General features: G+C 54.1%; 12 protein-coding genes. 9 read left to right on the top strand and 3 right to left on the bottom strand.

Annotated elements, in window-relative coordinates; translation table 11 throughout:
• A complete protein-coding gene (locus K7P01_RS05585) occupies nt 1–1,131 on the top strand; it encodes a saccharopine dehydrogenase family protein (protein ID WP_267290726.1) in 1,131 nt (376 codons plus the stop codon).
• Between the two features lie 54 nt (nt 1,132–1,185).
• Here K7P01_RS05585 and K7P01_RS05590 read toward each other — a convergent pair whose 3' ends face one another.
• Both K7P01_RS05590 and K7P01_RS05595 read right to left on the bottom strand, forming a co-directional pair.
• Complete coding sequence (locus K7P01_RS05590; protein ID WP_267290728.1) at nt 1,186–3,492, bottom strand: DUF7619 domain-containing protein; 2,307 nt, start codon at nt 3,490–3,492, stop codon at nt 1,186–1,188.
• A gap of 50 nt (nt 3,493–3,542) precedes the next feature.
• Entirely contained in the window at nt 3,543–5,234 is a 1,692-nt protein-coding gene (locus tag K7P01_RS05595; RefSeq protein ID WP_267290730.1) for an amino acid permease, read from the bottom strand.
• A gap of 189 nt (nt 5,235–5,423) precedes the next feature.
• Here K7P01_RS05595 and K7P01_RS05600 point away from each other — a divergent pair, with 189 nt between their 5' ends.
• The 3 genes from K7P01_RS05600 (at nt 5,424) to nudK (ending at nt 9,626) form a co-directional block, all read left to right on the top strand.
• The gene (locus K7P01_RS05600) at nt 5,424–6,068 is read left to right on the top strand and encodes a 3'-5' exonuclease (RefSeq protein WP_267290732.1); all 645 of its coding nucleotides are present in this window, start codon (nt 5,424–5,426) and stop codon (nt 6,066–6,068) included.
• 210 nt (nt 6,069–6,278) lie between these two features.
• Nucleotides 6,279–8,972, top strand: coding sequence for a glycoside hydrolase family 78 protein (locus K7P01_RS05605; RefSeq protein ID WP_267290734.1), 2,694 nt, complete (start codon nt 6,279–6,281; stop codon nt 8,970–8,972).
• Between the two features lie 63 nt (nt 8,973–9,035).
• Nucleotides 9,036–9,626, top strand: a complete 591-nt coding sequence (gene nudK / locus K7P01_RS05610) for a GDP-mannose pyrophosphatase NudK (protein ID WP_267290736.1) — start codon at nt 9,036–9,038, stop codon at nt 9,624–9,626.
• A gap of 49 nt (nt 9,627–9,675) precedes the next feature.
• Here the strand turns inward: nudK and K7P01_RS05615 are convergent, their stop codons facing one another.
• Nucleotides 9,676–10,221, bottom strand: coding sequence for a hypothetical protein (locus tag K7P01_RS05615; protein ID WP_267290738.1), 546 nt, complete (start codon nt 10,219–10,221; stop codon nt 9,676–9,678).
• 540 nt (nt 10,222–10,761) lie between these two features.
• On the opposite strand from K7P01_RS05615, the gene K7P01_RS05620 reads away from it, so the two are divergent.
• The 5 genes from K7P01_RS05620 (at nt 10,762) to K7P01_RS05640 (ending at nt 14,304) form a co-directional block, all read left to right on the top strand.
• Nucleotides 10,762–11,142, top strand: a complete 381-nt coding sequence (locus tag K7P01_RS05620) for a LiaF transmembrane domain-containing protein (protein ID WP_267290740.1) — start codon at nt 10,762–10,764, stop codon at nt 11,140–11,142.
• A 146-nt stretch (nt 11,143–11,288) separates the two neighbouring features.
• Nucleotides 11,289–12,110: a cell wall-active antibiotics response protein gene (locus K7P01_RS05625; protein ID WP_267290742.1), complete on the top strand. Its 822-nt coding sequence runs from the start codon at nt 11,289–11,291 to the stop codon at nt 12,108–12,110.
• A 38-nt stretch (nt 12,111–12,148) separates the two neighbouring features.
• A complete protein-coding gene (locus K7P01_RS05630) occupies nt 12,149–12,493 on the top strand; it encodes a DUF4288 domain-containing protein (protein ID WP_267290744.1) in 345 nt (114 codons plus the stop codon).
• 15 nt (nt 12,494–12,508) lie between these two features.
• Nucleotides 12,509–13,564, top strand: coding sequence for a sensor histidine kinase (locus tag K7P01_RS05635; RefSeq protein WP_267290746.1), 1,056 nt, complete (start codon nt 12,509–12,511; stop codon nt 13,562–13,564).
• Nucleotides 13,561–14,304 (top strand): LytR/AlgR family response regulator transcription factor, encoded by a 744-nt coding sequence (locus tag K7P01_RS05640; protein ID WP_267290748.1) that lies wholly within the window; start codon nt 13,561–13,563, stop codon nt 14,302–14,304. Before K7P01_RS05635 ends, K7P01_RS05640 begins: the two co-directional genes overlap by 4 nt.
• Nucleotides 14,305–14,312 lie beyond the last annotated feature (8 nt).

The following is a 14,312-nucleotide window of genomic DNA, read 5'->3' on the forward strand; positions in this document are numbered from 1 at the left end:
ATGAAAAAGAAAGTCCTCGTACTGGGCGCGGGCTTGGTCGGCAATGCCATTGCCATCGACCTGGCCAAGACCTATAATGTCACCTCGGCCGACGTCCGGCCCGAAGCCCTCGGCGCACTGGCACAACACGGCATAAAAACCTGCCAGGCCGACCTGAGCGACCTCGACCTGCTCCACGCGCTGGTACAACCATTCGACCTGGTGGTCGGCGCCGTACCCGGCTTCATGGGTTTTCAAACCGCACGCACCGTGATCGAAGCCGGCAGGAACATGGTCGACATCTCATTCTTTCCCGAAGATCCCTTCCTCCTCGACGACCTCGCCCGCCATCAAAACGTTACCATCGTCACCGACTGCGGCGTCGCCCCCGGCATGGGCAATATCATCCTGGGTTATCACCGCCCGCGCATGCAGGTACAATCTTACGAATGCCTCGTCGGCGGCCTGCCCATCGTGCGCGAGTGGCCCTATGAATATAAGGCCGTATTCTCCCCCATCGACGTCATCGAAGAATATACCCGCCCGGCGCGCTATGTACAAAACGGCGCCATCGTCGTGCGCGAGGCCCTGTCCGATGCCGAGCTTATTCACTTCCCCGGCGTCGGCACCCTCGAGTCCTGGAACAGCGACGGCCTGCGCACACTCATCCATACCATGCAGGGCATCCCCGACATGATCGAAAAGACCTTGCGTTATCCCGGCTGCATTGAGTACCTGCGTATGCTCCGCGACAGCGGATTTTTCTCCAAGGAAGAGATCGACGTAAACGGCATGCGCGTACGCCCCCTCGATGTAACGGCCCAGCTGCTGTTCCCCCTGTGGAAGCTCAAACCCGGCGAAGAGGAGTTTACCGTCATGCGCATTCGCGTGAAGGGCATCGAGGACGGGCTCTCCGTGACGTATGAATATAACTTATTGGACCGCACCGACCGGGCTACCGGCACATTGTCCATGGCGCGCACTACGGGGTATACCTGTACGGCCGCAGTGCAATTAGTATTAGATGGCAAGTTTACCCGTCGCGGCATTTCCCCGCCGGAGTATTTAGGGGAAGAGGAATACAACTTTAAATATATACGTGACCATTTAGCAGCGCGAGGGGTGCATTATGCGCTTACGGTGAAGGAATAAAAAAAGCCGGTTCTGTTATATACAGAGCCGGCCTTTACTATTTACAGACAGGTTTTACTCCTGTACAATCACAATCTTCCTTGTACTCTTCACTCCACGATTCTCGACCTTCAACACATACATCCCTGGCGCAACCCCCTTCACATCTACCAGCGTACGCACACCTTGCAGCGACGCCGCACGCATAGTGCTACCCGCCAATGAAGTAAGCGTCACAGAACCCTTCATCACTTCCGCATTCTTCGACACAATCACCAGGTTCCCATCGCGCACCGGATTAGGATACGTCATTACACCAGCCTGCAGATTCTTCTCCGTACTTGTCGGGCTGTTAGACGGCAACTCATTCACATAGGTATTCACCGTTTCATTCGTCACCACAGGCTCATTAAAGTCAAAGTATATAGCGGCTTTATTACGCACCTGGGTACCATCTGCCATAGAGCTCACGGGCTTAATGCGGTATTGAATATAGCCATGGCTGTTAGGCTCGTCTGTGGTACTGTCAGGCAGCAGAATGTTCTCAAAGTGAAAAGTCAACGTGCGACTATCGAGTACGTATGTTGCCGGATGGCTGGTACGTATAATCTCCAGACTGGTGAGGTTGAGCTTTGGATCGAGCTCGTCTGTTATCCGTACGGTAAAAGCTGTGTCCGTGCCGGTGTTCTGAAAACGAATAGTATAGTTCAGCGGCGTTCCCATTTCGACATACCGTTGCTCCAGGATGCCCTCGCCCACGAGCTTGTCGTTGGGATCGAAGGAACCTCGCACAATCTGTTCGAGTGTGTAGCTGTTATCACGGGTTTCTGTCTCTCCCGGCAGCGTGGGTACGCTCACGGTGGTATGAAGCACCTTGCCCAGCGGCGTATTGGCCGGCACCCGGAAAACGAGTGTCACAGCCTTGTAATAGGTCTTCTCAACCTCCACGTCCCAATACAGCGTATTACCGTCATGCTGTGCAGGCTCCAAGTCACTGCTCAGGTATTCCAGGCTGGGATCATATTCAAATGTGACCCGCTGTTGGATCGCGACATTACTACGGTTCGAAATATAAAGATTGTAACGCAGCTCAAAACCGGGCCGGGCGTTGCCGCTGCTGACAAAGGCAGACACCTCGCGAATGGGTTTTACCATAATGCCAATATCAAAGATACGACCATCGTCAGCCGGCGAGGTAAAAGTATGAGACGTCGGCGTACCGGCGCTCATCCACCAGTCAGGTTGCACCCAGTTCATCGTGTTTTCGCCCGCCTCGGAAGGGAACAAAAACGTACCGTCTTCATTTGTCACCGCATAGGCGTCGCGCGGCATAAGGTGAATAAATTGATTGGGTACACCCGCTTCATTCCCACCTTGCACACCATCGCCGTTTTCATCGTGATAAACGATTCCGTGCACGTACGTCGGATCAGTAGTGATGGAGTACGGTATCTTCACCAACGTCAACGGACCATTGTAATTGTTCGCGTCTAATGTCTCAACCGTACACCAAACGTTGCCCAACGCGTCTACCTGTACATCGCGCACGCAATTTCCCGTCAGCCCGTCTGCCGTAGTGTAACGACGGAAAAATCCTTTCTTACGGGTCACCAGTCCTTGTCTTGTACCAAAATACAAGGTGCCATCGAGCCCTTCCGCCATGGCATATACTGGAATCTCATCGAGGTAAGGAGAGTGCAAATAACCAAACCAGCTATAATCATCCTCATTGGCATCGAACACGACACCCCGCTCATGCGTTATGTATATCGCATTATTTCGGGTCACCACAATGTCATATAAGATACTGTTCCAAAGGGAAGTATCAATCTCCCATGTGTTATTTTTGCTCTTGACGATGTAATTGTAGTTCAGGATATAATATACGCCGCGAGCATCCCGCACAATATCTTCTGTCGTTGACCGAAGGCCGTCGTCCCAGCCATACGTAGTGGTCGTCCCGGTAGGGTCGATCTTTTTAAGCTCAGCATTATTGGCGCTCAGCCAGAGATCGTCTCCAACACGCTGTACCATACCGCCCCAGTCGAACCGGTTCTCGTAAGAATATGTCCACGATTGGTCGGGATGACGTACGCCCACCGCATCTTTGGTCAGAAACCACACGTTTCCCTGGGTATCCTTCGAAATCTGCTTGACAGAATCTGCCGGGAGGCCGTTGCTTTTCTGAATCACTTCCCAGACGCCACCCGAAAACTTGCAAGCACCTTCGCCGGTGGCAACCCAAACATCGTTGCCATCCAAAAACAGTTTCCCATTTCCAATCTTTTCGTCCGGCAGCGGATACGACCGAAACGTCAGTTCCTGGGCACCGGCCAGCCCACACAGGAGCACGCCTGCCAACAACAGGTAGAATTTACGCATAGATATAGACAGTTATAACGAATGAGTCTCTTTCAACGAGGGTCTCGACACTACGCCTTTGGCGCCAGCCGGCTCTTCCTATAGCCATAGCTAAAGTAGATCACCAAACCGATCGCCATCCATACAAAAAACCATTCCCAGGAAACCGCCGGGATTTCAATTAATAGGTACGCGCAGCACAGCATGCCCAGCACCGGTATAAGTGAATAGCTTTTTACGACCGTCAGCACTGTGATGACAGTTGCCACAAGCACATATGTCAGGAAAAGCGCCTCTTGCAGGCTGGCCGTTGGGTCCGCCAGGTCCGTCTGGATGCGTTCGAGGAACAAGTATATAAACGCCACGAACAGCACCGGCACAATAAACCGACCGTTGACATAGGGCAGTTTAAAGCCCGACCGCGTCGCACTGTCCAGGCGCGGCAGCATCAGCACGCCGCCCGATACCAGCACAAAGGCAAACAGGGTACCAATACTGGTCAGGTCGGTCATAAGCGAGCTTTGCATAAAAAGCGACGGGATGGCTACCAGGAAACCGGTCACGATCGTCGAAAAGTGCGGTGTTTGGTAGCGTGGATGCACTCTGGCAAAGGCTTTCGGCAGCAAGCCGTCGCGGCTCATGCTCATCCAGATACGGGGCTGGCCCAATGCGAAGACCAGCAACACACTGGTGGTCGCCACGACTGCGCTAATGGCGATGATATAGCTGATCCACTCCTGCCCTACGCGCTCAAACACAAAGGCCAGCGGATCGTTTACGTTCAATTCAGAATAATGCACCATGCCCGTCAGGGCCAGCGCCACTAAAATGTACAATACGGTGCAGATCACCAGCGAGTAGATCATCCCCCGCGGCAGATCCCGTTTGGGATCCTTACATTCTTCGGCGGTGGTGGAGATCGCATCGAAGCCGATATACGCATAAAACACAGCCGACACCCCCTTCAATACCCCCGCAAAACCGTTCGGCAGGAACGGCGACCAATACGATGGCTTGGCATAAATGAATCCAAAGACGATGACAAACAGCACGACGGCAATCTTAAAGATCACCATATAATTGGCGCTCTTCTTACTTTCCTTGATCCCTATATAAGTGAGCCAGGTGATGAGAACGATGATGATACCGGCCGGCAGGTTCACAAAGATCGTTTTGCCGGCAATGACTGGCGCGGTCTCGTACGCGGTGATGACCGACTGCATAGCAGGCGTCATGGCGACACCGCTGCTCAGCTGCTGCTTCGTGGTTTCGTAGGCGAGCTTGGCCGTGGTGGGGTCGATAGTCAACCAACCTGGCAGGTGGATGCCGGCAGCTTCAAGCAGGTGGTTGAAATAGCTGCTCCACGAAATAGACACCACAATATTGCCAATGGCGTATTCCAGAATCAGAGCCCAGCCGATAATCCAGGCGATGATCTCGCCGAAGGAAACATACGCATAGGTATAGGCGCTGCCGGAAATCGGCACACGGCTCGCAAACTCAGCATAACAGAGGGCAGAAAATCCACAGGTGATGGCGGTAAAGACAAATAACAACGATATACCCGGCCCCCCGTTGGAGGCCGCCGTGCCGATCGTTGAAAATATACCCGCTCCGACTACGGCAGCAATGCCCATAAAAGTCAGATCGCGCACCGACAACACTCTACGCAGACCTTTGCCGCCATGGCCGTCGTCGACACCCCGTTCGGCGTCCTGCGCAATAGTCGTCAGCGACTTTTTGCGGAATAAAGATTTTGACATTCAGTTCAGTTTAGGGTTAAGTAGGGCTCAAAATAGCAAAAATTGATCAGCATTACAGGTTTGCCCGTTTCCGAACATTTTGCAACGCTGCCCATTAAATCCGAAAGTTACCGGCGGTAGGATAGGTGTCAGTATTTTTACTTTATTTTAAGGCGTGATAATTTTTTTAAGCTTTAATCGTATTTTTTAATGCAGTCGTCCTCCGAACATGTAAAAGACACACCCGCAGACCCCTCAGGTTTTAAGACCACTATTTCGAACGAAGAACTCAACCAGCTACAGCTCAAAGCCTTTCACGAAAAGGTACAGGTCGTTACCGACCCGGCCGCGCTGCCCGCGGTAGCGAAAGAAATTCAAAAACACACCGTAGTGGGCTTCGATACCGAAACCCGCCCCAGTTTTAAGCGCGGGCAGGTATTTAAGGTAGCCCTCATTCAGCTGGCCATTCCCGGCAAAGTATTTCTCATCCGCACGCATCATGCTGGCGTCACACCCGAAATTGCTGCCATCTTTGAAAACCCCGGCATCATCAAAGCCGGCGTAGCCATACATGACGACATTAAAGGTCTGCAAAAATTTGCCCCTTTTACCCCCCAGTCGTTTGTAGACCTATCGATCGTAGCCCGCAAAGCCGGCTACCAGGTAGAAAGTGTAAAAAAACTCACCGGCCTCCTCTTGGGCTTCCGCATTTCTAAAAGCGCCCAGACCTCCAACTGGGAGGCCCCTACCCTCACCGAAAAACAGATCGAGTACGCCGCCACCGACGCCTGGGTCTGTCTGGAGATTTACCGCAAATTGGTCGAAGCCAGCGGCAAAGGCCCCGTCGTACAATAGACCAGAAGGTCAATAATACGAATCCATTAAAACTTCGGCTTTCAAAGTCGGGCGGACTCCCTATTATAAGAGTGAGGGTGAGTGTGAGAGCGAAGGAAACAGCGCGAGCATGTTCGCTCCCGCTCTCACACTCGCTCTGTTTCATACAGGAGGGTGCAGGAAAGTCCTGCCGCAATCCGCCGTATCTTGCGGCGTAACCTGGAACCGCCTATGACACGTCTGATCTTTTTCCTCTGCCTGCTGGCCACCGCCACCCAGGCGCAAAAGCTCGCCATTACAACACCGACCTGCGAATACCAGCACAACCCCCTGGGCCTGGACGCACCAACGCCCCGCTTCAGCTGGGTGCTCACCACCACCCGCCGCAACGTACTACAAACAGGCTATGAGCTCGTCGTGAGCCGCGACGCCGGTTTTCGCGACGTAATCTGGAAAACCGGCCGGGTAAAGAGCGACCAATCGGTGCTCGTATCTTACCGCGGCCCCGCCCTCACCGCCGGCGAGAAATACCATTGGCGCGTGCGCGTATGGGACAACGGTGGCAACGCCAGCGCGTGGAGTACCACCCAGTCGTTCGAAATGGGCCTCTTACAACCCGGTGACTGGACGGCCGCCTGGATCGAGCCCGACCTGCCCGGCGACGCCGTCAACAAACCTGCGCCCATGATGCGGCGCGAGTTCACCCTGGGCAAGCCCGTGGCTACCGCCCGGCTCTACATCACGGCCCACGGCCTGTACGAAGCGCATATCAATGGTCAGCGTGTAGGCGATGCGTATCTCACGCCCGGCTGGACAAGCTATAACAAGCGGCTTCAATACCAGGTATACGACGTCACCCCGCTACTCAAGACCGGCGTCAATGCCACGGGGGTACTACTCGGCGATGGCTGGTACCGGGGAAACCTGGCTTGGGCCGACACAAAAAACATCTACGGCTCCACACTCGGATTGCTCTATGAGCTCCGCGTGACCTACACCGACGGCACACGCCAGGTCATTACATCCGACAAACAATGGAAAAGCAACACCGGCCCGATCGTGCGGGCGGGAATCTACTATGGTGAAGCCTACGACGCCCGCCTCGAAAAGACCGGATGGACCCAGACCGGCTACACCGACGCGGGTTGGCAGGGTGTAAAAGTTGCCGAGGGTGGGAAAGACAACCTGGTGGCCACCTGCGGTCCGCCCGTACGCAAGCACGAAACCTTCCGCGCACAAAAGATCCTCCACACACCAAAGGGCGAAACGGTCGTGGACTTCGGCCAGAACCTCGTCGGATGGATCACCCTGAAAGTATCGGGCAAAGCCGGCGACCGCATCACCATCCGCCACGCCGAAGTGCTCGATCGCGAAGGCAACTTCTATACCGACAACCTCCGCGCCGCACAAGCCGAAGTGGTGTATACGCTGAAAGGCGGCGGCCAGGAAGTATATGAGCCACGGTTCAGTTTCTTCGGTTTCCGCTATATAAAGGTGGAAGGCTATCCCGGCACACTGACAACCGAGAATATCTCCGCCACCGCGTTGTATTCCGACATGCCCTCCACCGGCAGCTTTTCTACTTCCCATCCGCTCATCAACCAACTCCAGCACAACATCCGCTGGGGCCAGAACGGCAACTTCGTGGACGTCCCCACCGACTGCCCGCAACGCGACGAGCGGTTGGGTTGGACCGGCGATGCCCAGGTATTCGCCCGCACCGCCGCCTTCAACCGGCAGGTAGCCGGTTTCTTTAACAAGTGGATGCACGACGTAGCCGCCGACCAGCAAGCCGACGGACGCATTCCCTTTGTGATCCCCAACGTATTGGGTCCGAACGACGCTGCCTCCACAGGCTGGGCCGATGTTGTCACCATCATTCCCTGGACAATGTACCAGGCTTATGGCGACACAACCTTCCTCCGGCAACAATACCCATCCATGAAAGCGTGGGTAGACTATATGGAACGCAACAGTCAACACGACCTGTGGAATACCGGTTTCCATTTCGGCGACTGGCTGTTCTATCGCCCGTTCGATGACAACGACGGCACCTCCGCCGTCACCGACAAATACCTCATCGCACAATGCTTCCGCGCCAACTCCGTGCAGCTGATGATCAACGCCGCGACCATACTCGGACGACAAGACGACGCACAAGCCTATAGCAGTCAGCTGAAGAAAATTAAGGACGCTTTCCTGCGTGAATATGCAACGCCCTCGGGACGATTGGTCTCCGGCACGCAGACCGCGTATGTACTGGCATTACAATTCGATATGCTGCCCGAAAACCTGCGCGCACAGGCCGCAGACCGCCTGGTGGCCAACGTCCGGCAATACGGCAACCACCTCACTACTGGCTTCCTCGGCACGCCCTACCTTTGTCATGTTTTATCACAGACCGGCCACACCGATGTAGCGTACGACTTGCTCCTGCAGGAGACATACCCTTCGTGGTTGTATCCGGTGAAAATGGGTGCCACAACCATTTGGGAACGTTGGGACGGCCAGCGTCCGGATGGCACCTTTCAAACACCCGGCATGAACTCGTTTAACCACTACGCCTATGGCGCCATCGGCGACTGGATGTATCGTCGCATCACCGGTATACGCAATGCCGCACCGGGCTACAAACACATCACCATCGCGCCCGAGCCGGGCGGCAACGTACAACAAGCCGCCGCCGAGCTGGTGACACCGCATGGTATCGTCAGCTCCGCCTGGAAAAAAGCCGGTGCCGCGTTTACACTGGACGTTACCATACCCGCAAACACCACGGCCGAAGTCGTGCTGCCAGGCGCCGCGGGCAAGAAAGTGATCGAGACCAGGACGGCGCTTGAGCAAACCGGCTTCGCGCAGAAAACTGCCGGCAGCGATATTACCGTCACGCTGGGCTCGGGCACCTACCACTTTCAATATGAATAATACATTGATTATTCTGAGTAACATTCCGGAGTGGTTTCCGTTGGTAAGGGCTGAACATCCCGCATGAACCCTACCGTCCAGATTCTTCAGAAAGAAACACTGTCCAACAACTGGTACACGCTTTACAAATACACCTACAGCATCACCGGCCGCGACGGCCAGCCGCTTACACAAAGCCGCGAAGCCTACGACCGCGGTAACGGCGCGACTATTCTGCTGTATAACAAAACAGCGAATACCGTGATCCTCACCCGGCAGTTTCGCTTACCGACGTTTGTGAATGGAAATGCAACGGGCATGATGGTGGAGACCTGCGCAGGCTTGCTCGATCTGGATAACCCGGAGGACTGCATTCGCCGCGAGACAGAAGAAGAGACCGGCTATCGTATCAGCGATGTACGGAAGGTGTTTGAAGTATACATGTCGCCCGGGTCTGTGACCGAGATACTCTACTTCTTTGTGGGCGAGTACTCACTTGATCAGAAAGTGAATGACGGGGGTGGCGTGGACGAGCATGAGAACATCGACGTGATGGAACTGGACTTTTCAGAAGCATACGACATGATTGGCCGCGGCGAAATCAAGGATGCGAAGACCATTATGCTGTTGCAGCACGCCCGCATTGAAAATCTGTTGACCTATCGCACCAAATAAGAAAGGGCACCACGCGGTGCCCTTTCGAAAAATATAAAACCACTGTAAACTAGATGGCAATCTCTTTCACCACGACGTCGAAATCGCTCGATACAGCGGTGTTCGTGTCGATGTTGTTGCCGGCGCCTGACAGTTGCAGTTTGCCGGTAACGCGACCCGTAGAGCGGTCGAACGAGAAGCTCGTTACAGTCAGTTTGTTGTTGCTGGCGTTACTGTCCATCGTAAAGCCATCAGCATTGGTCACCTGCATATACGGCTCTGACGGGTTTTGAACGTCACCGTTTTTCAACACGAAGTACAACATCGCCGCACCGTTTTCGCCGTCGTTACGGAAAATATTTACATCGATATCGCCGTTGTCACGCACGATATAGTAGGAGTCGGAATTGCCTACAGCTGCACTGGGCGACTGCGCAAATTGAAATGCGGTACCACCAATCGTACCTTTTACAAAATTACCGGCTACCTCGCTGTTGTTAGCAGCGGTGGTGGATTTGAAATCATTGGCTTCATTAGCACAATTTGTCAAAGCAACGGAGCCTGCACATACCAGGGCCACAGCGAACGAACGCATAATCATCGGTCTCTTCTTCATCGTCAGATAATTGGTTATGGTTAATAATTAAAAACTCTAATGTTGAATAGCAATCCCTGCGGTGCAGACACGAAAAGAAGTATGGCACAAACGTGTTGGCCGTTGTACGGATACAACGAACCCGGCACGGGGCACATGCGTGTATGTTTCAGACCTTATCTACGATAGAGACGTGCCCAGGGAAAAAGTGGGGCGCGTAGAGCTACAGGAATAATTCGCCTCTGGTTAGATTTGCGTGAGACGAGCGCTAAAAATCAATTCAAATAGATGTCTTTTAGTTGATTTCGTATTACAAAAGTACAGCGATCTTTCCCAAATCCGACACGGTCCGTCGGGCCGATCGGTGCGTTTAAAGACCGATTCGTCGTTTCAGTGCCCCCGCCTCTCAATCCGTATTTTCTTCGCGCTCGCTCCCACACGCACGCTGCTTCCACCGCCCCCCTTCCGCTGTTCACCTACGCGCTTCCCGGTTTTGCCTAATGCCTCTGCCCGGGCGCCAATTCGTACCGTATATTCGTACAGACAACAACAAAAACCATCATGGAAAATCCCAACCCAACCCCCCACTTTCCGGAAACCGAAAAATGGCAACAACGCGACCGCCGTCGCCGCATCGGTGGAGGCATCATCCTGCTGATCATCGGTGGCCTGCTGTTCGCCAAGGTAGCCGGGGTCGTCATGCCCGCCTGGCTCTTTACCTGGCCCATGATCCTGATTGCCATCGGTGTATTCGCCGCCTTTAAAAAAGGGTTTAGTGATATGGGATGGCTTTTCCCGATCGCCGTGGGGCTGGTGTTCCTGGCACAAAACGAAATTGAAGGGTTTTCGCCCTGGCCGTACCTGTGGCCCGTCATCCTGATTATTATTGGTCTGGGCATGATGTTCCGCAGAAAACGCCGCGGCGGCTGCGACGGGTGGTAAGGGCCACCGCCCCCAACCGGACGTTCACCTACTGGTGCCCGGCGTCGGCCTATCACCACTCGCTACAACCACACCCATACCGTATCTTTATTTAACATCCGGCCGGAAGGCCTCCAAACGAGAAAAAAATATCATCATCCCAGTATATGGAAACGCAAGACACTAGAAGCAACACCCCTGAGCCGGTAAGACCTTACCAGGACATTACAACCCCCGACCAGATGGGTCGGGTATTGGGCGGCGTTGTCATCGTCATTATCGGCGGCCTGCTGCTGGCCCGCTCCGTGGGCGCCGACCTGCCCGGCTGGCTTTTTACCTGGCCCATGATTCCTATTGCCATCGGCCTGTTCATCGGCGCCAAGCACCGCTTTCGCCATCCCGGTTGGCTGATCCCCATCGCTGTCGGCGCAGTCTTTCTGACCATCAACATGTTTTCCGAAGATGTCGACAGCAGTCAATTCTTCTGGCCCGTCATCATCATCGCCATCGGCCTGTTCATGATCATCCGGCCCAGACGCCACGGACGCTTCCGCGGTCGTGACCGCGAAACCTGGAAACGCTGGCATGAACGCCGCCACCAACGCTACCAGCAACAATTCGGTGCTGACTTTGTCGAAGAGACAGCCGAAGGCATGATCGACTCCGTCACCATCTTTGGCGGCACCAAAAAGGTAGTCATCTCCAAAGACTTCAAAGGCGGCGACGCGGTGACCGTATTCGGCGGTGTCGAGATCAATCTGACGCAAGCCGATATTCAGGGCCGCGCCGTACTCGAATTAGTACAAATCTTCGGTGGCGCCAAACTGGTCGTGCCTTCGGACTGGAAGATCCAGGCCGATGAGATGGTCAGCATCTTCGGTGGCCTGGATGACAAGCGTAACCCCGCGGCGCTGCATCCCAACGACGACAAAGTTCTGATATTGAAAGGCACCAGCATATTCGGTGGCATCGATATCAAAAGCTATTAACCATGTATTCCATTCTTCTCACCCTTCAAGTAATCCTTATGAACTGGTACATCGCTAAAATCGTATTTGGCATCACGGCCGAAAACCAAGAGAAACAACAGTTTGACGAACAGTTGCGGCTGATCGAAGCCGAGTCACAAGAAGAGGCCTTTCTGAAATCACGCATGATCGGCCTGGGCGAAGAAGACTCATTCGTCAATGATAAAAACAAGCTTATTAAGTGGGAGTTCATCAACGTGGCCGAGTTGCTGCCGCTCAAAAAACTGGAAGACGGTATGGAGGTATACTCCCGCATACACGAAATAGAAGAGGCTAACTCTTACGTTAGCTTCATCCACCAGAAGGCCATGGCCCTGCGTCTGAACGCGCTTCCTCTTTTCTGATCCTGACCACGCCCTGTGAGTACTGTAAAAATAGCGACCTATAAACTTGCCCTGGCGTATGCCAGTTGGTGGGTGCTGCTGATCACCATCGAGACGTATGCACTGATTACCACCTTTGACCTGCGATGGCAAGCCGCATTAGCAGATGCCGTAACCATTAACCTGTTGCTGGCCGCCGCCGGGCACGCCATGCACAACGCCTTGAAATATTATCAGCCCGGCGCCAAAAATTCCCTGTCGATGACCGTCTGGAGCATCGGACTTGCCGCACTTTGTGTTTTTGTACATCGGTGCTTTATGCGCTATGCCTTTGCTGACGATATCATTTACCTTGACTATATGAACGGCTCGTATATCATCCGCGGTCTGTTCAGCTGGCTCATGATCGCCCTGATGTCGCTCATGAGCTGGATGTGGTACTATATGCAGGACCAACGCGCCAGTGAGACGCGCGAGCAAGATGCGCAGAAGATGGCGCGCGAAGCCGAGCTTGCTTCCCTGCGGCAACAGCTGCAGCCGCACTTCTTGTTCAACAGCCTGAACTCCATCAGCGCCCTGGCGGGCTCACGCCCTGAAGAAGCACGCAAGATGATCCAACAGCTTTCTGACTTTCTACGCGGCACCATACGCCGCGACGATCAACAAATCGTAACCCTCGAAGAAGAGCTCAACCATTTACAATTATACCTGGATATAGAAAAAGTGCGCTTTGGCCACCGCCTGCGCACAGACGTTCAGCACGATGCTGCGTCGCTTGCCTTGCGCCTGCCATCACTTCTGCTCCAGCCCATTGTCGAAAATGCCATTAAGTTTGGCCTCTACGACACAACCGGCGAGATCACCATCCGCATCAGCGCCACTGCACGCGACGGCCAGATGTTGCTGTCGGTAGAGAATCCGTTCGATCCCACCACGGCACAACCACGCCGCGGTACAGGTTTCGGCCTGAACTCTGTCCAACGCAGACTTTATCTGCTCTACGCGCGCAACGACCTCCTGACCACCGAACAACACGAAACCGAAGAAAACCCGCGCTTCATCACCCACGTAAAAATACCGCAGACCTCATGATCAAAACCATACTCATCGACGACGAGCCCCTGGCGCGCAGCATCACCCTCGAGTACCTGCAGGCACATGCTGACATTGCCGTAGTAGCGGAATGCAACGACGGCTTTGAGGGTATCAAAGCCATCGCCCACCATAAACCCGATCTGATCTTTCTCGATATACAAATGCCCAAGATCAACGGTTTCGAAATGCTCGAGCTACTCGAACAGCCACCGGCCGTGATCTTTACTACCGCCTTTGACGAATACGCCATGAAGGCGTTCGAAGCACACGCCATCGACTACCTGCTCAAGCCGTACAGCCGCGAGCGTTTTGATAAGGCGTTGGAGAAGTGGATCCTGCAACGCGGCCACGCCGACAAAAGCACGCAACAGGCCGCCATCTTGCGCGAAGAGATTCGCCAGCCGGAAGAACGCACACGCGTGGTGGTGCGCGAAGGCGGTAACATCCGCATCATCCCGGTACAAGACATTCAGTACCTCGAAGCATACGACGACTACGTCAAGATCTATACCGCGAAGGAAATGTTCCTGAAGAAAAAGACGATGAGCTTTTACGAGCAGTCGCTGGACCAGGCACAATTTGTCCGCGTACACCGATCCTACATGATTCAGCTCACGCAGATCACCCGTATCGAGCCGCTGGAAAAAGATACACACGTCGCGCTGCTGAAAAGCGGCGTCCGTATACCGCTCAGCAAAGCGGGCTATAGCAAACTGAAATCCGTTTTGGGAATCTAAGGAATAAC

It is taken from the genome of Parachryseolinea silvisoli, from assembly GCF_021190955.1.
GTDB classification, from domain to species: domain Bacteria; phylum Bacteroidota; class Bacteroidia; order Cytophagales; family Cyclobacteriaceae; genus Ohtaekwangia; species Ohtaekwangia silvisoli.

Excerpts from the sequence above, each read along its gene's own strand:
- K7P01_RS05615 (WP_267290738.1), bottom strand. The coding sequence starts at position 10,221 with ATGAAGAAGAGACCGATGATTATGCGTTCGTTCGCTGTGGCCCTGGTA.
- nudK (WP_267290736.1), top strand. The coding sequence starts at position 9,036 with ATGAACCCTACCGTCCAGATTCTTCAGAAAGAAACACTGTCCAACAAC.
- K7P01_RS05625 (WP_267290742.1), top strand. The coding sequence starts at position 11,289 with ATGGAAACGCAAGACACTAGAAGCAACACCCCTGAGCCGGTAAGACCT.
- K7P01_RS05595 (WP_267290730.1), bottom strand. The coding sequence starts at position 5,234 with ATGTCAAAATCTTTATTCCGCAAAAAGTCGCTGACGACTATTGCGCAG.
- K7P01_RS05640 (WP_267290748.1), top strand. The coding sequence starts at position 13,561 with ATGATCAAAACCATACTCATCGACGACGAGCCCCTGGCGCGCAGCATC.
- K7P01_RS05605 (WP_267290734.1), top strand. The coding sequence starts at position 6,279 with ATGACACGTCTGATCTTTTTCCTCTGCCTGCTGGCCACCGCCACCCAG.
- K7P01_RS05590 (WP_267290728.1), bottom strand. The coding sequence starts at position 3,492 with ATGCGTAAATTCTACCTGTTGTTGGCAGGCGTGCTCCTGTGTGGGCTG.
- K7P01_RS05585 (WP_267290726.1), top strand. The coding sequence starts at position 1 with ATGAAAAAGAAAGTCCTCGTACTGGGCGCGGGCTTGGTCGGCAATGCC.
- K7P01_RS05630 (WP_267290744.1), top strand. The coding sequence starts at position 12,149 with ATGAACTGGTACATCGCTAAAATCGTATTTGGCATCACGGCCGAAAAC.
- K7P01_RS05600 (WP_267290732.1), top strand. The coding sequence starts at position 5,424 with ATGCAGTCGTCCTCCGAACATGTAAAAGACACACCCGCAGACCCCTCA.
- K7P01_RS05620 (WP_267290740.1), top strand. The coding sequence starts at position 10,762 with ATGGAAAATCCCAACCCAACCCCCCACTTTCCGGAAACCGAAAAATGG.